The sequence below is a fragment of the Streptomyces olivochromogenes genome (assembly GCF_001514115.1).
GTDB lineage: Bacteria > Actinomycetota > Actinomycetes > Streptomycetales > Streptomycetaceae > Streptomyces > Streptomyces olivochromogenes.
The window spans coordinates 51762-73139 of sequence record NZ_KQ948477.1 but is presented as its reverse complement, the minus strand read 5'-3'; the positions used below and the strand labels follow the sequence as shown (position 1 = coordinate 73139).

23 protein-coding genes are annotated in these 21378 nt (G+C 71.1%); 5 read left to right on the top strand and 18 right to left on the bottom strand.

Features of this window, described 5'->3' with window-relative positions; genetic code table 11:
* Positions 1-36: 36 nt before the first annotated feature.
* The 5 genes from AQJ27_RS43900 to AQJ27_RS43880 all read right to left on the bottom strand — a co-directional run bounded on the left by AQJ27_RS43900 (position 37) and on the right by AQJ27_RS43880 (position 4305).
* Positions 37-228 carry a hypothetical protein gene (locus tag AQJ27_RS43900; RefSeq protein WP_055493674.1) on the bottom strand — a complete coding sequence of 64 codons (192 nt, stop codon included), beginning with the start codon at positions 226-228 and terminating at the stop codon, positions 37-39.
* On the bottom strand, positions 225-1910 hold the full coding sequence (locus AQJ27_RS43895; RefSeq protein ID WP_067382319.1) for a hypothetical protein: 1686 nt from the start codon (positions 1908-1910) through the stop codon (positions 225-227). Before AQJ27_RS43895 ends, AQJ27_RS43900 begins: the two co-directional genes overlap by 4 nt.
* The gene (locus AQJ27_RS43890; RefSeq protein ID WP_067382316.1) at positions 1907-2548 is read right to left on the bottom strand and encodes a WhiB family transcriptional regulator; all 642 of its coding nucleotides are present in this window, start codon (positions 2546-2548) and stop codon (positions 1907-1909) included. Before AQJ27_RS43890 ends, AQJ27_RS43895 begins: the two co-directional genes overlap by 4 nt.
* 160 nt (positions 2549-2708) lie before the next feature.
* Entirely contained in the window at positions 2709-3407 is a 699-nt protein-coding gene (locus AQJ27_RS43885; RefSeq protein WP_067382313.1) for a zinc finger domain-containing protein, read from the bottom strand.
* Positions 3408-3414: 7 nt separating this feature from the next.
* The gene (locus AQJ27_RS43880) at positions 3415-4305 is read right to left on the bottom strand and encodes a helix-turn-helix domain-containing protein (RefSeq protein WP_067382309.1); all 891 of its coding nucleotides are present in this window, start codon (positions 4303-4305) and stop codon (positions 3415-3417) included.
* Positions 4306-5188: 883 nt separating this feature from the next.
* On the opposite strand from AQJ27_RS43880, the gene AQJ27_RS43875 reads away from it, so the two are divergent.
* The 4 genes from AQJ27_RS43875 to AQJ27_RS43860 are packed head-to-tail and all read left to right on the top strand — an operon-like array spanning position 5189 to position 8816.
* Positions 5189-5629: an XRE family transcriptional regulator gene (locus AQJ27_RS43875; RefSeq protein ID WP_235613867.1), complete on the top strand. Its 441-nt coding sequence runs from the start codon at positions 5189-5191 to the stop codon at positions 5627-5629.
* Between the two features lie 42 nt (positions 5630-5671).
* Positions 5672-6184 carry a ParH-like protein gene (locus AQJ27_RS59435; RefSeq protein WP_235613866.1) on the top strand — a complete coding sequence of 171 codons (513 nt, stop codon included), beginning with the start codon at positions 5672-5674 and terminating at the stop codon, positions 6182-6184.
* Positions 6181-7389: an MAB_1171c family putative transporter gene (locus tag AQJ27_RS43865; protein ID WP_067382307.1), complete on the top strand. Its 1209-nt coding sequence runs from the start codon at positions 6181-6183 to the stop codon at positions 7387-7389. The genes AQJ27_RS59435 and AQJ27_RS43865 overlap by 4 nt, the downstream gene beginning before the upstream one ends.
* Positions 7386-8816, top strand: coding sequence for an amidase family protein (locus tag AQJ27_RS43860; RefSeq protein WP_067382304.1), 1431 nt, complete (start codon positions 7386-7388; stop codon positions 8814-8816). The genes AQJ27_RS43865 and AQJ27_RS43860 overlap by 4 nt, the downstream gene beginning before the upstream one ends.
* 109 nt (positions 8817-8925) lie before the next feature.
* Here AQJ27_RS43860 and AQJ27_RS43855 read toward each other — a convergent pair whose 3' ends face one another.
* Positions 8926-9441, bottom strand: a complete 516-nt coding sequence (locus AQJ27_RS43855) for a P-loop nucleotide/nucleoside kinase family protein (RefSeq protein WP_067382301.1) — start codon at positions 9439-9441, stop codon at positions 8926-8928.
* A 97-nt stretch (positions 9442-9538) separates the two neighbouring features.
* Here AQJ27_RS43855 and AQJ27_RS56855 point away from each other — a divergent pair, with 97 nt between their 5' ends.
* Entirely contained in the window at positions 9539-9691 is a 153-nt protein-coding gene (locus AQJ27_RS56855; RefSeq protein ID WP_159064551.1) for a hypothetical protein, read from the top strand.
* On the opposite strand, the gene AQJ27_RS43850 is transcribed toward AQJ27_RS56855, so the two are convergent.
* From AQJ27_RS43850 to AQJ27_RS55945, 12 genes are all read right to left on the bottom strand, one after another.
* Positions 9688-10548, bottom strand: coding sequence for a phytanoyl-CoA dioxygenase family protein (locus AQJ27_RS43850; RefSeq protein ID WP_067382298.1), 861 nt, complete (start codon positions 10546-10548; stop codon positions 9688-9690). The genes AQJ27_RS56855 and AQJ27_RS43850 overlap by 4 nt on opposite strands.
* Positions 10545-12665: a phosphoketolase family protein gene (locus AQJ27_RS43845; RefSeq protein WP_067382295.1), complete on the bottom strand. Its 2121-nt coding sequence runs from the start codon at positions 12663-12665 to the stop codon at positions 10545-10547. Before AQJ27_RS43845 ends, AQJ27_RS43850 begins: the two co-directional genes overlap by 4 nt.
* Positions 12655-13308 carry an L-threonylcarbamoyladenylate synthase gene (locus AQJ27_RS43840; protein ID WP_067382292.1) on the bottom strand — a complete coding sequence of 218 codons (654 nt, stop codon included), beginning with the start codon at positions 13306-13308 and terminating at the stop codon, positions 12655-12657. Before AQJ27_RS43840 ends, AQJ27_RS43845 begins: the two co-directional genes overlap by 11 nt.
* 14 nt (positions 13309-13322) lie before the next feature.
* Positions 13323-14093: a phytanoyl-CoA dioxygenase family protein gene (locus AQJ27_RS43835; RefSeq protein WP_067382290.1), complete on the bottom strand. Its 771-nt coding sequence runs from the start codon at positions 14091-14093 to the stop codon at positions 13323-13325.
* Positions 14094-14170: 77 nt separating this feature from the next.
* On the bottom strand, positions 14171-14950 hold the full coding sequence (locus AQJ27_RS43830) for a class I SAM-dependent methyltransferase (RefSeq protein WP_067382287.1): 780 nt from the start codon (positions 14948-14950) through the stop codon (positions 14171-14173).
* 26 nt (positions 14951-14976) lie between these two features.
* Positions 14977-15648 carry an HAD family hydrolase gene (locus tag AQJ27_RS53470; protein WP_235613865.1) on the bottom strand — a complete coding sequence of 224 codons (672 nt, stop codon included), beginning with the start codon at positions 15646-15648 and terminating at the stop codon, positions 14977-14979.
* Positions 15645-16094 (bottom strand): hypothetical protein, encoded by a 450-nt coding sequence (locus AQJ27_RS43820; protein WP_067382285.1) that lies wholly within the window; start codon positions 16092-16094, stop codon positions 15645-15647. Before AQJ27_RS43820 ends, AQJ27_RS53470 begins: the two co-directional genes overlap by 4 nt.
* Entirely contained in the window at positions 16094-17143 is a 1050-nt protein-coding gene (locus AQJ27_RS43815) for an enolase C-terminal domain-like protein (protein ID WP_067382282.1), read from the bottom strand. The genes AQJ27_RS43820 and AQJ27_RS43815 overlap by 1 nt, the downstream gene beginning before the upstream one ends.
* Complete coding sequence (locus tag AQJ27_RS43810) at positions 17130-18248, bottom strand: hypothetical protein (RefSeq protein ID WP_079065722.1); 1119 nt, start codon at positions 18246-18248, stop codon at positions 17130-17132. The genes AQJ27_RS43815 and AQJ27_RS43810 overlap by 14 nt, the downstream gene beginning before the upstream one ends.
* A 100-nt stretch (positions 18249-18348) precedes the next feature.
* The gene (locus AQJ27_RS43805) at positions 18349-19065 is read right to left on the bottom strand and encodes a class I SAM-dependent methyltransferase (protein ID WP_067382279.1); all 717 of its coding nucleotides are present in this window, start codon (positions 19063-19065) and stop codon (positions 18349-18351) included.
* A gap of 29 nt (positions 19066-19094) precedes the next feature.
* Positions 19095-19997, bottom strand: coding sequence for an NUDIX domain-containing protein (locus AQJ27_RS43800; protein ID WP_235613864.1), 903 nt, complete (start codon positions 19995-19997; stop codon positions 19095-19097).
* 129 nt (positions 19998-20126) lie between these two features.
* The gene (locus tag AQJ27_RS55945; RefSeq protein ID WP_235613863.1) at positions 20127-21362 is read right to left on the bottom strand and encodes a M15 family metallopeptidase; all 1236 of its coding nucleotides are present in this window, start codon (positions 21360-21362) and stop codon (positions 20127-20129) included.
* Between the last annotated feature and the right edge of the window lie 16 nt (positions 21363-21378).

Below are 21378 nucleotides of genomic sequence, written 5' to 3'. Positions count from 1 at the left end.
GTTGCGATTAGGGGTTTGAGCTGGGGTTTTGCCGGTTCAGCCACACTCTGGGCAGCGGCCGACGTGACTGTTGAGCGCGCGGGCCATCCGCTGCTTCGTCGAGGCAGCCTGCTTCGCGCTGGACTTCGCCGCCGGCCTGCCCTCGTGCCGCTTGGAGTGGGCGAGCATGAAGCCGATCTCCCGCTCGTACTCCGCGCGGACGGTGTCGAACTGGTGGCAGGTCTTCATCGGGCGGTGCTCCTTGGCGTCGTTTTGTCGTCGCTCCGCAGTTGCTGGAGGACGAGGCTCAGTCGGTCGTTCCGGCCGCCCTTCAGGCCCTCGCGGCGGAGGATTTCCCGCAGCTGGACCCGGGTGACGGACTCGTTGCCGTCCCGTTCGAGCAGGGCGGGGACGTGGGGACGGACCTCTTGGACGAGTTGGTCCACCGACTGCTCCGGCTCGCGTGGCGGGCGCTGTGTCTGCGGGGTGCGGGGCCGGGCGCGCTTCCCCTTGTTCTTCGTCCGGGGCTTCGTGGTCGTCTTCCGGCGGAGGGGGACCTTGTGTCCCCGGTCCCCAGTGGTCTCGGTCCCCGTGTCGGTGTCGGTCGGTCCCCGGTCCCCAGTGGTCTCGGTCCCCGTGTCGGTGTCGGTCGGTCCCCGGTCCCCAGTGGTCTCGGTCCCCGTGTCGGTGTCGGTCGGTCCCCGGTCCCCAGTGGTCTCGGTCCCCGACTCAGCGGCGCTCGGTCCCCGATGCGAATCTGGGCCCTGAGCAGCGACTTCTCGCGTAGTGCGGTCGGTCCCCGTGGCTGCGGTGTCCCGCTCCGCGGCTTCCGGATCGGCGGGACCGGTCTCCTGGACCGCGCCGTCTTCAGGGCCGCTGGTCCCCGCGGTGGTCCCCATTTCGTCGCCTTCGGTCCCCGCGCTTGGCTGGGCTTTCAAGTCCGCGATTTCGGGGACCGGTCCCCGAGGAGTGCTCGGTCCCCGGTCTGAGCCCGGCTCGTCGGGACCGTGGAGACCGGGGACGGGGACCGGCGCGTTCGCCGTCGGCTGCGAGGGGACCGTGGCTGCCGATGCGCTGCTGTGCGCCGGGGACCAAGGAGAGGGGAGCGGGACCGTGGCCAGCGCGAGGGCGTGCCGACGGGCAGCGAGCTGGTCGAGCAGCTGAGCGCGCTGGAGAGGGTCGGTCCCGACCGAGGCCCTGCCGACCGCCTTCGACAGGCGCCGGGTCAGCCGTCGACCGTTACGGTTTCGCTGCTGCTCGGGCGCGCGCTCGGCGAGGCGGGCGGCGAGGGCGACTGCCCGGGCGGTGGCCCGGTCGCGGGTGATCTGTGCGGCGTCGCGGTCTCGCGCGGCGATGCCGAGGCGGGACAGGAGCCGCTCGCGTGCCTCCCGGCCCAGGACGGCGATCAGCCCGTGTGAGGCGGCGCCGGGGGTGCGCAGGCGCAGTTCGATGCCCATGGCGAGGTGCCACAGCATCGCTGCCATGACCGGCCCGACGAAGGCGCGGACCGTGCCGCCGACAGGGCCGCTCTCGGCGTAGGCGGGGATCACCTGCACTCCGGTGATCACCCAGACCAGCGTGCCCGGCAGACCGGGGGCGCCCTGGGTGGCCAGGTTCTGCCGGGCCATTAGCGCGGTGGCGAACAGGGCGAGTTCGGCGGCGGCGAACATGCCGGCCCGCTCGGCGGTGCCGGCCATGTCGAGGTAGTCGGCGGCGAAGCGCCAGCTCGTGTCGGCGCTGTAGGCGGTACAGCCGAGGGCGGCAACGGCGGCGACCTTGACCGCCGGGCCGCCGAGACGCTTCTGCGGGCGAGTTCCCCGGCGCCGGATGGTCCAGGCGGTCAGCACGAGCGTGAGGGCGGCGGACACGACGGCGGCGAGAAGGAGCGGGAGGTCCGAAGCGGCACCGAAGGCGAGGACGGGGTGGGTCATGCGGCCTTTCCGAGAGGGGCGGGCGCCGGGGTCGACGCTGCCGGGCGGGCTGCTGGCTGCTGAGTGCCGGGAGCGGCGGGCGTAAGGGTGCTCGCTGCCTTGCAGGTCTTCTTCCGCTTCTTCTTGGGGCGGGGAACGCCGTAGGTGCGGTCGCGGTCGAAGACCTTGTTGGCGGCCTGCCGGAGCAGGTCTCGGGCGTGCTTGTGGCTGATCTGCAGGGCTGCGGCGAGCCGGTCGGGCCGCCAGCCCCGGACGTAGGCGTGGTCGATGACGACCTGCCGCTCGGCCTCGGTCAGGTGCACGTCGCGTCCCTGGAAGAAGGCGGTGACGCGCCGGTAGTCGAGGCGCCGGTGCAGTCCGTCGTGCAGGGGACGCCGCTCGGCTTCGGTGAGGCCGCCCCAGATGCCCTCCTTGAGGACGTTCTCCAGGGCGAAGTCGAGGCAGTCGCGGCGTACGGGGCACCAGCCGCACAGCTCCTTCGCCTCCGCGATCTCTTCGTGGTCCCGGGGCCCGGGGAAGAACACTGCGTCGGCGTCCTCGACGTCCATGCCGTGGCACGCACCGCGGGTGTGCCAGCTGGTGTCTCCGATGCCGCGCAGGCCGGTGGCCGGCACGTCGTGGGTGGTGATGTGGCGCAAGGCGGGTCTCCGATGTGCTGCCGCGTCGGCCGGCCGGGGCGGTGCTCGGCGGGCGCGGCGTCGGGTGCCGGCTGCGGCACGAGGGCGTGCGCCGCAGCCGGTGCGGGACGGGGATGTTGTGGCGGTGCAGCGGACGGGATGCACGCGCCGGATGCGCCGGTCAGGCCATGGCGGGCTGCTGCGCCTGCTGGGCGGCGGCGAGGTCGAGGCGGCCGGGGTGCGGGGTGGCGCGCGGGGCGGTTCCGCGTGCTCCGTCGTCGGGGCCGATCCTCCGGCGGCGGCACGGCTCGCCGGGCTGGGCCAGGCACCACTCGCACCGAACGCTCAGAGCGTCGGGCATTCCCTGCGCTACGGCGGCCTCTCGGGCTGCTCGGGCTGGACGGTAGGGCGCGAGGGCGGCGCGGGCGGCGGGCGGTATGCAGGAGCCGATCTCCCGCAGCCGCGCCTCCAGCTTCGGGTCGATCCCGTCCCGGCCGCTGGTGATCGCCCGAGCCTGTGCGGGCTGGGTGGTGCCGGTGGCGACGGCGCGGCGGGTACCGGCCAGCTCTGCGGTCCAGGCGGCCTGGTCGTCCGGGTCCACGGATGGCGTTGGGTCGGTGTGCCGGGCCAGGCGGTCGCGCCGGTAGCTCTCCCACGGGCGGGCGACGTCCGCGGGCAGGATCGGGTACGGCGAGATGCGGATGTGCTGGCGGGCGGCGACGCGGGCGTCCCAGCCGTGCGGGGTGGCCATCGGCACGTCGCCGAGCAGCTCGTGCCACTGGGCGAGCTGGTCGCGGGCCTCACCCTGGTCGGTGCGGATGGTGCGGGGGTCGAGTCGGCCGATGTAGGCCAGCAGGGCGGCGATTTCGCGGCGGTCCACGGTGTGGCTACTCCGTTCCGGTCGGCTCGTCGAGGGCGGCGAGGAGAGCGGCAGTGTGGGCCTCGGCCCGCGTCATGCCGCCCGGCTGAGCGGGGCCCTTGCCAGGCACGGCGTAGAGAGTCGGGCGGCCCGAGGCGTGCTCCCGAGCGACCCAGGAGCGCCAGTCGGCAGCCCAGACCGCCGCAGTCCGCGGCTTGAAGTCGGCCCGGTGGGCACGCCACTTCGCATCGGCTGCCTGCAGGCCCTCCTCGCCGAGGCGGTCGAGGTGTCCCTGCTGGCGGGCCCAGGCGTGGGTGGCTGGGTCGACCTGCCACTCGGCAGCCGAGGTGACGGCGGCACCACCACTGCTGTACCTACGGTTCAATTCCGGTTCACTACGGTTCTGTGTGCCGGTTTCCGGTACATCGCTATGCCGGTTTCCGGTACGTCGAGGTGCCGGTTTCCGTCGGGACCTGCCGGTTTCCGGTACTGCCGGTTTCCGGACCCTCGCGGGGGATTCCGGTACCTCTCGCGGGCGGATTCCGCACCGTCGCAGGGCCGAGATCCGGAGTGTCAAGGCGGCCTCGGACTCGTCGGCCGACGCGCCGTCGCGGGCCTCCTGCTGCTCTCGCAGGGCCTGCGCGACGGCCTTGGCGGCGAGGGGCAGGCGGTAGACCGTGCTGCGCTGCGGGCCGGTGAGGTCGTCGAGCTGCTCCAGCTCACCGTCGTCGACCAACCGGCCGATGGCCTCGCGCACCGTGGACACGGAGGCGCGCGTGCGCTTGGCCAGGCTGGTCAGGGAGGCCCAGGAGACGCACTGCTCGTCGGTCACCCGGTCGGCGATCGACAGCAGGACCAGGCGTGCGGTTCCCCGGCTGGAGCTGTGCTCCCACACCCACTCGCGGGCATCGCTGCTCATCGGCCGCTCCCGCTCACGAGGCGGGGCCGACGGTTTGCCGAGGCCGTGGTGGTGTGGTCCGGCCCGGGTTGGGAAGGCACCGAGACGGAGGCGGCTGCCGCGCAGGCCAGGCAGTTTGGCCTTTTGCGCAGGGCAGGAGGCATGCAAGAATCCCCTTTGCAGTGTTGCCACGCTGAAGCGCCCCGTGGAAGGGATCAGCGTGGTGATGGTGGGCAATCTCCGCCCTTGCCGGGGCGGGTTATGCCGCTGAGCGTTCGGCGTCCGGGAGTTACCGCTCTCGGGCGCCGCCGCTGTATGCGGACCTACACGGTCTGGTCGGTACCTGCCGTGCTCCTCACGTTCGTGGCGCCGGGCGGGCTGCCCGGGGACGACGAACATACGCACGGACCCGTGTCAAGATCCAGAGTTGGTTCTTAATCTCTGTACTAGTCGCAGAGCGTGATGGCGCGAAAAGCTCTCGTAATCGCTCGCGGTTGGCGGCGCGGTCTGCGGCGAAGCCGCCGGGTGGTCCATGGTCATGGTTGCCCGGAACTTGCGAAGTGCGCCAGAATGTCCGAAATGGAATGGGTGCGCGGAATTGGCTGCACTGCCATTGCGAAGTGGATTGAGTGTTCCCACCGCCACCCCTGCACCTTCCGCTCGAAGATCAAAAACGCCCTGCAGTCCCAGGCGCAACGTATGTCGCCGGGTGAATATGGCACGCGTCACGTCGGCCAGTGCGCCTCTGCCGGTAAATGCGAACGGGCCGACCGGGGAGGCGCGCGTAGACGCGGAAACGTGCTGGTGAGGAAGAACTATCCATATTCAGGATCGGTGCGTCAACTGGTGTTAATGGTGGAGTACAGTGACTCAACCCGAATGAACCCGCGTCCCGGAAAGGATCATGAAAGAGTTGACAAAGGAGCCGATGAGTCCGCGCGCGCGGAAGCTCAGCGAGCGGCTCAACCGCCTGTTTGACGTGGTGCACCCGCCTGATCGCGGCCCGTACAGCAATGCCGAGGTGGCCGAGCTGATGGCCGCGCGAGGGCTTGAAACGGTGACGTCCACCTATCTGTGGATGCTGCGCACCGGACGCCGCGATAATCCGACGATGCGTCATCTCGAAGCGCTCGCAACGTTTTTCGGTGTTCCTGCCGCCTACTGGTTCGACGATGAAGTCGCCGAAAAGACTGCGCAGGAGCTGAAGTTGCTGGAATTGCTCCGCGATTCGAAGATCAAAAACGTTCTCCTTCGTCTCTCCGATGTCTCGGCGGACGGGAAGGACGCGGTTCTCGGTCTCGTGGACGGCGTGCGAAAGATGGAGGGGCTTCCGCCCTCCAACTAGTCGACTTCCGGCTGCAGTTCAGGAAATGAGCAAGGAACGAGAATGTGGTCTGTACGTAGGCGACGCCAGGGGGATCTCCTGGCCGAGTTGGACCTCCCCCACGTCACAAGCGTCCGCGACCTACGGGACGAGATCTCCCGTCGCACCGGCCGCGAGGTAATTCTGGTGCCGCAGGAGCAGGCGCCGTCGGTCTGCGGGGCATGTGCCGTCACCGAGAGTGCCGTCTATGTGTTCTACGACCCGCGGACCAGCCCTCTGCATCAAGATCACATCATCGCTCACGAGTTCAGCCACCTGCTGCTCGGGCACCATGAGTCCCGCCCGCTGTCCGCCCTGGCGCCGGCTCTCATCACCACCATGGACCCAGCGGTCGTGAAGATGATGCTGGGGCGGACCAAGTACGACGAGGCCGAGGAACGCGACACCGAACTCCTCGCTTCGCTCGTCCAGAGCCGGATCATCGACCGTTGGCTGCGCAGCGACGAGTCCTCCGGCGACGACGTCCAGGACCGGGTCACGCACACCCTGCTGCGCCGACGGGAGGCGCGACGGTGAAGGACCTGCTCCACCCGATCAGCCTTGTCGTCGCCGCGCTGGGATTCCTGTGCCTCCTGCGGGATGTCCCCGCCCGGCGCCGCGACCCCGCCTCCACGGCCCTGGCCGCCGTCTTTCTGCTGTCGGGCTTGTCGTTCCTGTTCTCCATCACCCCGATGTGGCAGTACCTCGACCGTGTCCTGGGCACGGTGAACGTCTCCGTGCCGCTGGCCATGGGATGTGTGGTCGCGCTGATCGCCTGCCAGCAGGTGGTTCTCACTTACTGGGGCTCGCCTCCCGAGGTCGCCCGCAGGAGAGCACGAGCGTGGCTCAGCGTCGGCCTCGGGGTGATCGCGGGGCTGCTGGTGCTGTTCGCCTTGCTGACACCCAGCGCCCCCAGACCGATCGACTTCACGCTGTACTACGCCCACGACAACCTGTACGCGGCGTACCTCACCCTGTACGTCACCGCCTACACCCTCGGAGAGCTGTTCCTCGTCCGAGCCTGCTGGCGACTCGCCCGACGCAGCAGCCGCGCCTCCGTCCGCATCGGCCTGCGGGTCGTCGCCCTGGGCGCCACCATCACCCTCGGATACAGCGCCGTCCGGATCGGCGACGTCATCGCGGGCGCCTTCGACAGGTCCCTCGCCCAGTGGGAGAGCTTCGCCTGGACCTGCGGCGACGTCGGCGCCATGCTCACCCTCATCGGCTGGCTGGTGCCCACGGTCAGTGACCAGGCCGGGAACGTCCAGCACCGGATCAAGCAGCACCGCAGCTACCGTGGCCTGTGCCCCCTGTGGCTGGCCTTCTACAGCGAGGTGCCCGAGATCGCCTTGCCGATCGACCGGGCCGACCCCGCCCAGCGACGTCGCTTCCGCAGCATCGGGATCAAGCTCTACCGGCGCGTAGTTGAGATCCGTGACGGCCGCTTCGTAATCCGCCCGTACCTCGACACAAGGGTCCGCGAGAGCAGCGAAGCCCACCACCGGGCGGAAGGGCTCCACGGCGAAGAGCTGAACGCCGCTGTCACCGCCGACCAGATCCTCGCCGGCATCGCCGCCCGCGCCGCAGGCGAACGTCCCGACCCCGACCAGCTCACCGACTTCGCCGACGCCGACCGCCAGACCAGTGGGCCCCTGGATGAGATCGCCGCCCTCCTCGCCGTCGCCCGACACCTTCCCCATGAACCCGCCCGCGCCCCCCACACCGAGCGAGCCTGCGCATGACGACCGACCTGACCCGCCAGCCCGCGCACGTCCAGCTCCGCGCCCTGGACCGCCGCGAGATCTCCAGTCGCGAACTGCTCGATCTCCACCTCGACCGGATCGACGGCAGCACCGTCAACGCCGTCATCACCCGCGACGACGACGCGGCCCGGCAAGCCGCCCGCACGGCTGACGAACGCCGAGCCCGCGGCGAGAACACCGGAATCCTCGACGGCCTCCCGCTCACCATCAAGGACAGCTTCGAAACGGCCGGCCTGCGCACCACCAGCGGAGCCGACGACCTGAAGGACCACATCCCCAAGCGGGACGCCGACGCGGTCGCACGGCTCCGCCACCAAGGCGCGGTAATCATGGGCAAGACCAACACCCCCGCCTACTGCCAGGACCTCCACACCGACAACGCCCTCTTCGGCCCCACACTCAACCCGCACGACCCAGCCCGCACAGTCGGCGGCTCCTCCGGCGGACCCGCCGCAGCGGTCGCCGCCCACCTCACACCCGCCGACCTCGGCAGCGACCTCGCCGGCTCACTCCGCCTGCCGGCCCACAATTGCGGGGTGTACGGCCTTCGGCCCACGCACGGGCTCGTCCCGGCCCGCGGCCATATCCCCAGGCTGCCCGGCTGGCTCACCAGCAGCGACATGGTCACGCCCGGCCCCCTGGCTCGCCACCCCCGAGACCTCGACCTGCTGCTCGCCGCGCTGACCGCACCGTCACCGAGCGAAAACACACCCTGGCGCGTGGAACTGCCGACACCGAGCAAGAACGTCGACCAGCTGCGCGTCGCGATCTGGGCTGAGGACCCGAGCTGCCCCGTCGACCATGCGACCGCACGGGCTCTGGCTGCCGTCGAGCAGACGCTGTCAAGGACCGGGGCCCTGGTCCGCCGCTCCACAGGCCCCGTGCACTTCGGTGACTCCACGCGCCTGTTCGAGCAGCTTCTGCACGCCACCGCGACAGCCACCACCGGCGACGAAGCCGCAGCCGAGGAACTCGCCGCCGCACGAGCACTAGGGGACGACGACGCCAGCCCCCGCGCGGCATTCCTCCGCCACCGGACCCAGACCCATCGCACCTGGCTCCGTGCGGACGAAGACCGAGCCAGGCTCCGACAGACCTGGCAGCAGTTCTTCACGGAGCACGACGTCCTCCTCACGCCAGCCGCCCCCACCCCCGCGATCCCCGCCGGTAGCCGTTCGCTCGTGGTCGACGGCACGGAGCGCAGCTTCTTCGACCAGACCGGGTGGGCCAACCTCACCAGCCACGTTGGCCTGCCCAGCCTGGTCATACCGGTGACCACGACCGAGGAGGGGCTGCCGATCGGCGTCCAGATCATCGGACCGGCGTACGCAGACCGTGTCCTCCTCGCCGTGGCGGAGGAGCTGACGCCGCTGCTTCGGGCTGTTGCCTCAGGTGCGTCGAGTTGAGGGCCGGGGGTCCAGTAGAGCAGCGGCACCGAGAATCGGACCAGTTCCCCCGCGCCAAGCCGAGCAGGGGGCTTCCTGTCTCCCAGTCGGCCGGCGTCGCGTGCGGGTCTCACTGCGTCATCGAGTAGACCGCGTCGACGTCGCCGTGGTACTCCGTGGCGTCCTCGTCGTCGGCCGGGGGCTCGAAGCGGGCGAAGAAGTCGTCCAGGGCTTCGGGGGTGACGGCGAGCGCGTTGGCATCCTGGCGCTGGTTGCGTGCGGCGAGGCGCCGCAGAAGTTCCTCCTTGGACGCAGGCAGGTAGACGATCAGCGGGCGTCCGCCCGCGGCGCGGACTGTCTTCTTCCACTCGTCGCGATCGGAGCGACGCCACAGGCCGTGGTCGAGGACGACGGAGTGGCCGACGAGCAGGTGCTCCGTGAGCTGCGCGCGTACGGTTTCGACCGCGGGGGCCTCGCGCTCGAAGTACCCGTGTTCGGGGTAATCGACGCCGTACCGCCCGTGGAGACGGTGGATCTCCTCGTCCACGCTGAGTCGGACGAGGCCGTGGTCCGCGAGGGCCTGGGCGAGGTGGGTTTTGCCGGAGCCGGTGATCCCGATGAGCAGGACGGCGGTCGGCTCGCTCACGATGTTGTGCTCCCTCGTGGTGCTCGTACCGGTGGGGTCATTGTGGCGTACCCGTGGTTCTAGCGGGGGTTCGAACGGCGGGGCCGTGAAGGAGTCGGTGGGTGAGGCGGACGCCGAGAGGATGTGTGGCGTCGAGGCCGGTGTTCGGTGGCCACGGGGCTGTGGTGCCGTCGGCGGCGATCCGGTGGAGCGTGAGCCCGCCGAGGGCGGATTCTCCGGCTTCTTCGGCGACGGCGATCATCTCGGCTAGCGCTTCTTGGCCGACACGGGGGTCCACGGGCCGGTCTCCCACCACGAGCGGATGGGGGCGGCTCCGCTGCCCTTGGCGAGGGATCCGTCCGGGTGGCGGTCGGGCAGGCCGAGGAGCTGCTGCTCGATGGGGGTGAGAGCGGAGTCTTTCTGGAGGTTGGTGGCAGGGTCGTCGACGGGGTGGAGCCAGCGGTATCCGTACTGGAGCATCAGGGCGATGCGGAGGCGGCCGGAGAGGTTGATGCCTCCGGTGTGCCAGGTGCGGTTCTCGAAGAGGACTGCGTCGGTTCCGGTGATGTTGGGGGTGATGGCGCCGGGTGGGTCGATGGCGCCGGCGGGGACGACTGGTTCTTCGGTGAGGCGGTGGCTGCCGGGGAGGAACATGGTCAGCCCGCAGTCGGGGGTGACGGGGGTGAGGTAGTGGGCAGCCTTGATGGCCATGCGGGGGGTGTGGGGGAAGCCGAGGTCGGCGGTGACGCCGTACATGTCGCGGTGCCAGCCGTGGCGCCCGGGGATACGGATGGTGTGGGGCGGGCCGCTGGGCAGGGCGATGAGGTGGGCGGACAGCAGGTGGATGTTCGGGCTCAGGAGTTGGACGACGGTGGGCAGGACGGTCGCGTTGGCGAGGAGCGGGAGGAAGGCGCGGTCGAGGTTGAGGCATCCGCGGAAGCCGTCCTTGCCGTCGCCTCCTCGGTCGCGGCCCTGGGTGATGTCGCTGACCAGCAGCTTCTCGGCGGCGGTCAGGAGCTGGTCGCGCAGTTCCGGGGTGATCGCGTCGCGGATGACCGCGTACCCGTCGCGTTCGAAGGCGTCGAGGGTGCCGGCATCAGGGGCGACGAGCGGGAACGGGGTGCTCATGGGACCGATATCTCCTTCGGGGCGTCGGTGAGGGTGGTGGCGAGCTGCCACAGGTCGGCGTCGTCGAGGCCGCAGAGCTGGCGAAGGTGGGCCTGGGGGACGGGGCGGCCGGGGTCGCGGTAGCCGAGGACGGCAAGCCGGAGCCCGGGGTGGCGGCGGCCGAGGAGGGCGTGGATGTCGGCCGGGTGCCCGCTGGTGGCGAGAACGAGCGGCGCTCGGGTGCCGAAGTGGCGGGCGAACGCGTCTGGGGCGAGGGCGAGGGGGCGGGCGCCGTCCTCGGCGAGGGCCGTGAGGTCGTGGATGTGGACGTACCGCAGGCGCAGGTCGGGGCGTTCGGCGCGGAGCCGTCGGGCCAGGGTGGTCAGGGCCTCGGCGGGCAGGTCGCCGGCGGAGGCGAGGATCAGGTCGGGCTCGCCGGGGCCGGGGTGGGTCAGGTGGGGCCAGATCGCGATGCCGTGCCGCAGCTCCTCGTCGAGGGTCTCCAGCGGGTGGTGGACGTTCGTGTGCTTGCCGGCGACGACGAGCGTGCACCGGTCGAGCTTGCGCAGGGCGAAGGTGAGCGCGGCGGCGGTGCGCGCGGGGTCGGCGGGGGTGAGGACGTGGAGCGTGGGATCGCCGCCGGCCAGAAGTGCCGAAGTGACGCTGGGGTTTTGGTGGGTGAGGGTGTTGTGCCAGCCCAGGCTGGTCAGGAGGTAGACCAGGCTGGGCAGCGGGGCGAGCCCGGCGTGCCGGCGCACGGCACGGTGCTTGATCTGCTGCTGGATGAGGCTGAGGGTGATCGGCGCGAACGCCTCGTAGGTGGCGACGAGCGCGTGTCGGCCGGTCTCCGTGTAGCCCTGGGCCCAGGCGTGGCACAGCTCCTCGTTGAGCACTTCCACCGCCCACGGCACCAGACGCCCGTGCGAGTCGGCGAGGTCGAGGCGGTTGGAGGCCAGCTCGTCGGGGCTGAACACGCGGAACGGGCCCTGCTCTGCGCGGGCCCGCAGGACCTCGGGGATCACCTGCGCGAACGGGCGGCCGCCGGCGTGGCCGGCGACCTGGGCGGAGGCGGCGACACAGCCGCGCGGCGCCGGGAGACCGTCGGGCTCGGGTCGGGGCAAAGGGAGCGCGGGCAGCAGGTGCGGCCGGGGCCGGCCGCTGGAGGTGAGGAGCTGCGTCGGCTGGTAGGAGGCCAGCCAGTCGGCGAGCGCGTCGAACTCGGCGGGCACACCGGCCGGATCGCGCAGCGGCGTCTTGTGGACCGCTGGGGTGCCGGCGAGGTGGGCGGGTGCGCCGTGACCCTTGTCCAGGGTGAGCACCAGGACGCTTGACGGTCCCGGAATGCCCAGGGGCTGGGCGGCGCCGAGCGCTTCGGCCACGGCCTGGCGGAGTTGGCCGATGTCGCGGCCGTCGCTGTAGACGGGCTGGTGGCCAAGGCCGGTGAAGTAGGAGGTGAGTTCGGCGCGGCTCAGGGTGGACAGCACGCTCGGCCCGCCCATGCGCATCCCGTTGAGCAGGACGACGGGAAGGACGGTGCCGTGGTCGCCCGTACCGTGCAGGGCGCGGGTGGCGAGCCAGGAGGCGGCGGTCGTCCCGGTCTCGCACTCTCCGTCGCCGATCAGGACCACGGACAGCCGGTGGGGTGCGTCGAGGACGGTGCCCTGCCCGATCGCGAGGGCGGGGCCGAGCTGGCCTCCGGTGTGCAGGTGGCCGGGGATCATCGGGGTGATCTCTCCGCCGATGTCGGCCCGGGGGAAGCCCGCGACGAGTTCGCGCAGTCCGGCCGCGTTCTGGCGCAGGTCGGGGTGGGCGTGGCCGAGTCGGCCGGTGAGGTAGGCGTGGGCGAGGGCGGAGGGCCCGGCGTGGCCGGCGCCGTGCAGGACGTGCAGCTCGTAGCCGTTGGGGACGGCCGCCTGGAGCGGGCCCAGGGTGGCGAGCATCCGGTTGACGGGCGGGCACACTCCCCAGTGGCCGGCCGGTCGCGTCTTGACGTCGGCCGGGGTCAGGGGCCGGGCTAGGAGCGGGTTGTCGCGCAGGTAGAGCTGGGCGAGACAGAGGTAGTCGAGCGCGTCGGCGACGGCGGCCACCGACGCGTCGGGTACCAGGCGGTTCGTCCGGCGGGCGAGGTCAGCCCACATGCGGTCCTCCTGCCGGGGCGAGAGCGGCTTCGACGGCGCGGGCGTGGACGGTGCCCTCCCGGTGCAGGCGGGCTGCGGCGCCCGCGGGGCAGTCGACGATGGTCATGTGCCGGCCGTGCGGGCAGATCCCGCCGTCGACGACCGCGGCGATACCGGCCCCCGTGGTCCGGTCGAAGCCGACGACCTGGCCGGCGGTGAGCGCCGGGTGGTCCTCGTCCCCGGCGGCGGGGGTGGAGATGCTGCACACGGCGGCGGCCAGCGGCTCTCCGGCCAGGGCAACCAGCTGGCCCAGGACCCCGCCGGGGCATCCGACGAGCGCCGGGGAGCCGACCGCCGCGACGGGCTCCACGTCCGGCACCCACGGAAGACGCAGCGCGAGATCCCCCGGCCACAGGCCGCCGACCAGCAGGCGGGCGTCGTCGCTCAGGTCGAACAGGGTCTCTGCCGTGGCCGAGGAGTCGAGCAGGAACAGCAGCGGCTTGGTGCCGGGGCGCTGCTTGGCCCGGAAGACCGCGTTCGTGGCGGCGGGGTCGGCGGCGCGGGCACACAGCATGTACCAGCGGGGCGTGGGCACGGCGACCATCTGCCCGGCGGCCAGGAACCGGGCCGCGTCGGGGAGCTGGGCGGGGGTTAAGACGTCCACGGCGCTCTCCCCTCTCACACGGTTCCAGGGCGGGCGAGCGCGGCGAGCGCCGGGTACTCCAGCCACGGGTCCGACAGAGCGCGGAGGGCGAGGTCGGGGTGCTGGGCGTGGCTGACGCGGAAGTACGCCATCACCCTGGGCGTGCTGTTGGTGTTACTGCCGACCCGGTGCGGGACGAGGTGGTGCATCACGACCACGTCACCGGGCTCGGCGGTGAGGGCGGTGCCGTCCTGTGCGTCGATGTCGTCGGGGGTCTGGGCCGGCTGCCCCAGGACCCAGTCCGTGGCGAAGTAGTCGGCCATCCGGTGGTGCCCGCCGGGCACGTAGTGCAGAGCGCCGGCGTCCGCGGTGGCGCTGCCGTCCAGGACGACGCCGACGATGAAGGTGAACGTGCGCAAGTCACGCGGTTCCAGGTGGGGGCAGGAGACACCGTCAACGTGCATCGCCTTCACCGGCTGCTGCACGCCGTCCGGCAGCCGGATCTGGATCTGCGCCCGGGTGACCGGGGCGGGCGTCGCGGGCCGCAGCAAGTCTCCGGCCAGCTCCGCCAGGCCGCTTCGCTGGTAGAGGGCGAGGACATCGGGGTGTTCTTCCAGCTCGGGGGCGAAGCTGCGTTCGGTGTAGGCGGTGAGCCGCGCGGGGTCGTACGCCTTGGTCAGCCAGCCGCTGACGAGGTCGCGAGCCTTGGACAGCACGGTGCCGCGGATCAGGCCACGGCGTATGAGCACGCCGTCGTCGACGAACTGGCACCGCTCGTCGTCGCTCCACGTCTCGGATCGGGGCATGGTGGATCTCCTTCTGGAAGGACGGGACAGGGCCGGGGCGGGAAGGGGGGCTGCCCCGGCGAAGAGGGAGGGGCGGGTCAGGCGCGCCGGCCGAGGACGACCTGGAAGGAGGCGTGCTCGATCAGGCCCCCGTCGGCGGCGTGCTCGTCGAGCAGGGCGCGGGCGCGGCGCTCGAAGTCGTCGACCCGCTCGCCGAACAGCGGCCGGGCGGCGAAGGAGGTCGAGTACAGGTAGCCAATCACCGTCTCGGCGCTCCACTCCCGCTCGACGGCGATGGTGTGCTCCTCGACCTGGCCGAACGCGGACTCGGCGAGGATCTCGCGGTACGGCCGGTTGTGCGCCGCGTACTTCTTGCCCACTCCGGCCCGCCGCTCCTCTCCCAGGTACTCCTGGATCAGGGCCCGCAGGGCGTCGGTCCACTCGGTGCGCGCGGTCCACAGGCTGCCGTCGCCCATGACCGCGACGGTCGCCTCCGGTGCGGTCATGCCCTCCAGGCGAGACAGCACCACGCCCTGGTCCATCCAGTGGAAGGCGCGGCAGACCGTGACGAGATCGGCCTGGTAGGAGGCGGACGGGGTGAACTCCTCGGCCGGCACGTTGTGCAGGCGGACGGCGACTGGCAGCCCGGCGAGCGCCTTGTCGGCCTCGCCGAGCATGCCCGCGTCCTGCTCGACGACGTCGATCTCCGTCATCTTCCCGGCCAAGGCCAGCGGGACCTGCCCGGTGCCGGACCCCAGGTCGAGCAGGACCCGGTGCTCCTTGCCGGCCACTCGCTGTGCGAGCAGCTCGACGGCTTCCTTCGGGATGCCGGGCCGGTAGGCGGCGTAGAACGGGGCGGTGGTGTCGAACTGGTTCACGGGGTAGCGCTCCTGGTGGAAGAGGTTTACGGGAGGAGGGTCTGCTCGATGTGCCGGACCGCGCGGGCGAGGTCCGGTAGGACCGTGACCCGGCCGGGGTGCTCGGCCAGCAGCCGGAGTTCTTCGGCCGACGGCGGGCGCGAGGTGATCCACAGAGCCTGGGCTCCGGCGGCGAGGGCGCCGCGCACGTCGTAGTCGAAGCTGTCGCCGGCGTGCAGCACCTCCGCTGGGTCGCGGCCGTGCAGTCGAGCGACAGTCTGCACGGCGCCCGGGTCAGGTTTGGCGAAGCCGAGCTGCCACGAGGGGTGATGGGCCCGGAGGTGGGGGGCGAGGAGGGCGGCGACGTTGGTCTCCCGTTCGTCCCAGTGGCTCACGTTCGACAGAGTGACCACCGGCACGACCTGGGCGATCCGTGCCACCGCCTCCACCGCTCCGGGCCACAGGGCGAAGCCGGGCGGACGGTGGTCGTGGGGGAAGGCGGACAGTGCGATCCCCAGAGCGGCGCAGACTGTCTGCGGCCCCGTCGCATCGCTGCGCGGGTCCAGGGCGTGCAGGATCTGCTGGGCGACCTGCTTCGCCTGCCGGACCGGTAACGGGGACAGCTCCACCAGGCGCTGCGTCAGCGTCGTCCCGGACGGCTCTCCCAGGGTGTATCCGACATCGAGGCTCACCAGCCGCATCGGTGCTACCGCGCTCACGAACGACCCGCCAGGGTCGCGATGATCATGCCGATCCGCTCGGTGCGCACGGGACCGGGGCCGGCTTCGCCGAGGAAGGTCAGCAGTTGCCGGGCCTCGGCCGGCGACCAGCCGCTGGTGTCGACACCGGCCGCGGCAGCCGCCTGGGCGAGGTCGTCGGGGATCGTCGGCGGGCGCGCGCCGTGCGGTAACAGCAGCGTGCCGCTCCACTCCTCGCTGGCCTGTGCCTGCGGCATAGCCGGGCCGAGAGGCGAAAGGACGGTGACGTCGTCGAACGTGAGGATCCGGACCGGGAGTTGTGGCAGCATTATCGGCCGGTCGAGACGCAGGGTCGCGGACAGGAAGGTGTCTAATCCGCTCAGCCGCTCGTGCACCACGAGCAGCACCTTCTCCTCGCGCTGCTCCAGGTGGCCGTGGACCGCCAGCTCGCCGGTGTGCATGGGCATTACAGGCGCACCTCTATCCCGAGACCGGGGCGATCGGGGAGCGGGACGTACCCACCGTCCGGCTGGAGCGTGCCGCGCAGCACCCGTTGGCGGCGCGGCTCCCACACCACCTGGTACTCCACCGCGCCCGCCATCTGAGGGAACGCGGCGGCCAGGTGCACGGCGGGCAAGAACGCCCGGCCGTGCAGGTGGACGGGGACCGTCACGTCGTGGGCTACGCCCAGCCAGTCCCGCGCTTCGGCGATGCCGCCGCACCACACCGCGTCGAACGTGAACGCCTCCGGTCGGCAGTGCTCCAGCAGGGCCCGGGTGTCTTCCACATGGGCCAGTCGCTCCCCGAACGCGACCCGCAGACCTTCGGCCTGCTCGCGCAGCTGCGCGTACGCGGCCCGGTCGGTCCACGCGAGCGGGTCCTCCACCCAGCGCACCGCCTCCGGGGTGAGGAGCGGCGCCACCTCCGTGGTCCGCAGGTGGCCCCATGTGCCCAGGGCGTCCACCGCCACGCTCTGCCCCGCCCACGCCGCCGCCCGTTCGGCCAGCAGCGCCACTTCGCTGGCTTCCGCGTCGCGCAACGCCCACTTGGTAAAGGCGAACCCCTCGCCGACGGTGGCCTTGACCGACTCGGCGGCCGAAGCGGAGGACAGGTCCAGGGAGAGCCAGGAGGCGTACACCGGCACCAGCCGCGCGGGCCGGTCGCTGAGCAGGGCCGCGACCGGGAGGTCGGCGAGACGGCCGTGCAGATCCCACACCGCACAGTCCAGCGCCCCGACCGCCCAGCGCCCCAGCCCCGCCGCATGCGGACCGAGTTCGTCCAGGAGCCTGCGTAGCAGACCCTTGTGGTCGACCACCGGGTGCCGCAGAGCGCTCTGCCCGAGCCGGGTGGCGACGAGCGCGGCGGGTAGCTCGTCGACCGGGGCGAACGCCCCGGCCACCCCGCGGGCCTCGACCACTACCGCGAACCGGCTATCGCCCGCTTCCCACGGGCCCGCCACGTTCTCGTCGAGGCGCTCGACCCGCACCCGTTCGATGACCGTGTCAGCGAGGTCCATCGACGAGGTCCTCCCCCACGTAGGTGAAGTACCACAGCGGCCGGTAGCACTCCCAGCCCACCGGCCGCAGCCCGGTCGGCACCATGGCCCGCTCGATGGCCGTACGCGCCTGCAGGTAGTACTCCAGGCGCTCCGCGTCCGGCGTCCGCATGCCCTGCATCATCACCGTGTGTGCCTGGAAGACCTGGAAGTTCGGGAACGCGGTGACCACGTCCGCCAGCGCGTTCACCCCGCGCACGAGGTCCTTCATCGGGTCCAGCCCGACGATGTACGTGTACGAAGTGTCCAGCCCCGCCGCTCGCGCCCGCGCCAGCAGGTCCGGCATCTGCTCCGGCCGCAGGTCGGCCTTGGTGGACTTCATCAAGGCCGCTCGCCGGGTGAAGTGCTCGGCCGTCAGCCTGAGCACGAACGGCGATACCTGCGACGCGATGGTCGCGAACGCCTCGTCGCTGCGCAGCACGGAGGTGAGAAAGCCGATCCGGGCCGTGACGCCGGCCCGCTCCAGAGCGGGCCGCAAGGCGGTCAGGTGCGCGACAGCGGCCTCCTCCCGCTCGAAGCACCCGGTGGAGACGGTGACCTCGCTCAGTTCGGCCAGGGTGCGGCGGGGGTGCTGCTCGCAGAGGGCGCGCAGCAGGTCGTCGAGTCCCTGCTCCTCCTGCAGCCTCGGATCGGCGGCGGCTTCCAGGGTGTTGGGGCACCAACCACACCCGACGCACCGGCTGCGGGCGTTGGGGTTGAGGGTCGCGGCACGTCCGTCGTTGCGGAAGTACCCTCCGACCGCCTCGTCGGCGTCGATGCGCTCGACATGCGCGATCAGCTCGCCGTTCAGCGACAGCTCGTCGCCCCGCAGACGGAACGGGCTGGCCGGCCGGTTCAGCGGGACGATGATCTGCCAGGGGACGTCGGGACGGCGCACGAGGCGAAGGTTGACCCGGGCCCGGTGACGGTCCTGCTCCGAGGTGATCCCGTACAGGTTGACGGCGATCAGCAGCACGTCCTCGACGGGTACCCCGTAGCGCGAGGCAGCCTGTTCCAGATGATGCAGGCGTTCGGTGCCGACGGCGCCGTCCGAGGATATGGCCCGGCTCATGGAGAGATGCGGCATGGAGGGCTCCAAGTGGTCATTGTTTGTTGGGGAGTTGCTACCGGACGGCGTGACAGCGCCGTATATGGTTCATGGCCGCAGGACCCGCCCGGCATAGGGCTCACGTGCCGGAGGTGGCTGCTGATCGGTCGGGCAGGCGGCGGGCGCGGATGAGCTGTTGGATGACCGCGGCAGAGTCGTCTGGGTGGGGCAGCAGATCGATGGCCTCGACACGGAAGCCGTACTCGGTGAGTAGGTCCTCCCACAGCTGCGGCGCTAAGACCCACATTTGCGTCGGCAGGGGCGGATCGTCGCGCAGAAGGATCATCTGCTCGCGCGGCGCCACTTCCGTGGACGGACTACGGCCGTGCAGATCGGTGTGCAGGAGCGAGAGAATCAGAGGGGCGCCGGGACGCAGTCCGTCGCGAAGTGCCGGCAGGGAGCGGTGCGGATCGATGAACCCTAGGGTCCCGATCGCGTACGCGGCGTCGAACGGCTCGGCGCCGGCCAGGTACTCGGTCACGTCTGCTTGGACGAACTCCACTCCGTCCACGTCCGCGTGGGCACAGATGGCGCGTTCGTGCTGGGTCGGGGACAGCTCGATGCCGGTGACGCGCGCTCCGTGAGCCTGGGCGAGGTGGACGGCGTGGTGGCCGGCCCCGGAGCCGATGTCCAGGACGCGACGGCCGGTGACGTCGCCGAGGACTTCTGCTCCCGGTCCGATCCCTTCCCAGGGCGTCCAGCCGAGCCGTTCGGGGACGGGCGGGGTGTAGGCGCGGGCCAGTTGACGCTGGCCGTAGAGCTGCCAGGCCCGGGTGTTGATGTCCTCGACGGGCATGGTTGCCTCCTGGGTGGGGGTGTTGAAGGTCAGGTGTGCGTGATCAGGTAGGCGGGGCCCTCGCCGCGCCGGGCTCGTTCGATGGCGTCGAGGCGGGCGAAGGCGCGCGGCGCCATCAGCTCATGCCAGGTTGCGAGGTCGTGGACGGCCCACATGTCGTGCTCGGCGGGATCGAGGCGGATCCGGCCGAGTTGGTCGGCGGTCAGCTGGCCTCCGTCGAAGATGAGCCCCACCTTGTTCAGCGGCAGGCGGGGCCCGGCGTGCAGGAAGTGCGTCAGGAGCAGCTTCGGTGTTTCCAGACCGAGTTCGAGGCCGGTCTCCTCGACCGCCTCGCGCTGGGCGGTCTGCAGCGGGTCCTCGCCCGGGGCGTCCAGGTTGCCGCCCGGGAACTGCCAGAGTCTCGAGCCGTAGACCGAGCGGAGCTGGACCGGCCGGTCGCGTTCGTCGCGGATGTAGAGGCAGCCGTACACCGTGTGATGGGGGACGGTCTGCGCGTACTCCTCGGCCGTCATCGGCATGGGGCGGCCGGGCCGGGCAGGGCGGTGGTCGAAAGCGAGGGCGAGAACGCCGAGGGCTTCCTTGGCCGGCGGGTAGATGCTGCGGAGGTTGGCGAGCAGCTCTCCGGGCGGCCCGTCCGGGTCGATGCGGGCGGTCTCCTCCGAGCTGAGCAGGTCCTCAAAGGAGGGGTACGGGGTGATCCGCTGCACGACGACGTCGAGTTCCAGCCCGGTGTCCCGGTCGTGGAAGACGACCGTGTCGCCGACGCCGACGGCGCGCCTGTTCGGGGTGGCCACCCGCACTTCAAGTGTCTTGCGGCCTGCTTCCACTTGGCGGTAGCACCGCCCGAGCAGGTGCATGTGGTGCTCTTGTGGTTCGTCTCCGGCCGCCGGACTCGGGACGACTGGGCTCGCCTGCTGGGTGTCGTCAGGCACACGTGCCTCCGTTCGATGTGTTCCGTCCGTTGCGGTCTTGGGATCGCGACCGGGCCAGGAGGCGGTGGCCGCGCTCCTGTGTTTCCGGATCGGCGTGGGGGCAAGGAAGTGGACGAGGCAGCTGGCGCGCTAGGGCAGTTCGATCGGTCCGTAGCGCGCGTGCGGCTCCTGCCGCATCAGCGCGTCGTACCGGTCCGCTACCGAGAAGTGCCAGAACTCGGTCCCATAGTTCGTGAAACCTGCGCTCTCCATGGCGTTGAGCAGCAGCGTGCGGTGGTGGCGTGCACGATCACTGAGGTTCGGGGCGTGAGTGAAGCAGGCACCGTCGCTCTCCTCGGGGGAGGCATTGACGCGCGTGCCGAGATCGAGTTCGTGGCCGTCCTGGTCGACGAGGGTTACATCCACGGCCGCACCAGCAGAGTGGGGCGCGATCTCCGGCGGAGACACGTACCGGCTGGCGGCCTGGTGCAGCTGCTCAGCCGTCCAGCCGGGTTGAGCGGCGGACAGCTCGTGCCGGTACTCGGTGAAATAGCGCTGCTGGAGGGCCAGCGGCCGGTAGCCCTCGATGAACAGCAGGTCGGTGCCGACGGGCAGGAGCGAGCGGGCGTGCTCCAGCCGGGCCAGGACGCCCTCGCGGACGTGGGCGAACGCGCCCAGCGGATCTTGCTTGCGGGGATCGACGCGGAAGTCGTGGTCACGCACGTCGACGAGCGGTTCCCCGCACTCGCGCACCGGGATCGCGGCGACCCGCGGATCGGACATCAACACCAGAGGGTTCATCGCTTCTCCCTGCGACGGCTTGCACTGCGGTGGCGGGATGGTGGAGGCAGAGGCCAGGTCGGTTTCGCGCAGGATTCGCGCGACGGTGTCCTGCAGCGTGCTGTCGGCCGGGATCACGGTCTCCAGATGGCCGGGAAGCAGATCCAGCTCGCGGTACCAGGAGGTGAGGTGGTTGTCGGTGACTTGCGCCAGGTACGCGGCATCCGCCTTCGACGCATGGCGGACCAACGTCGTTTCCAGCGGCACGTCCAGGTAGTAGCAGCTGGAGACGCCGCGGTGGTCCCGTACCAGAGACGTGATCATGTGGCTGTAGCGGTCGGCGTACAGGATCCCTTCGAGCACTACGTGAAAGCCGGCGTTCAGTGCTTCGCGTGCGATCCTGCCCAGCAGGGCGATGTTGGCGCCGCGCGCGGTGTCGTGTTCCCTGAGCACGTTCCGGCGGATCACGTCCTGGCCCACGATCGCGATACCGCGGCCGTAGTGATCTCGCAGGCCCTGGGCCACGCTTGACTTGCCTGACGCCGAGTTGCCGCGGATCACCACGAGGCGGGTGTTCTCACGGCCGGCCGCAGTTGCAGTGGACACGCGACGGTGTGCGCCG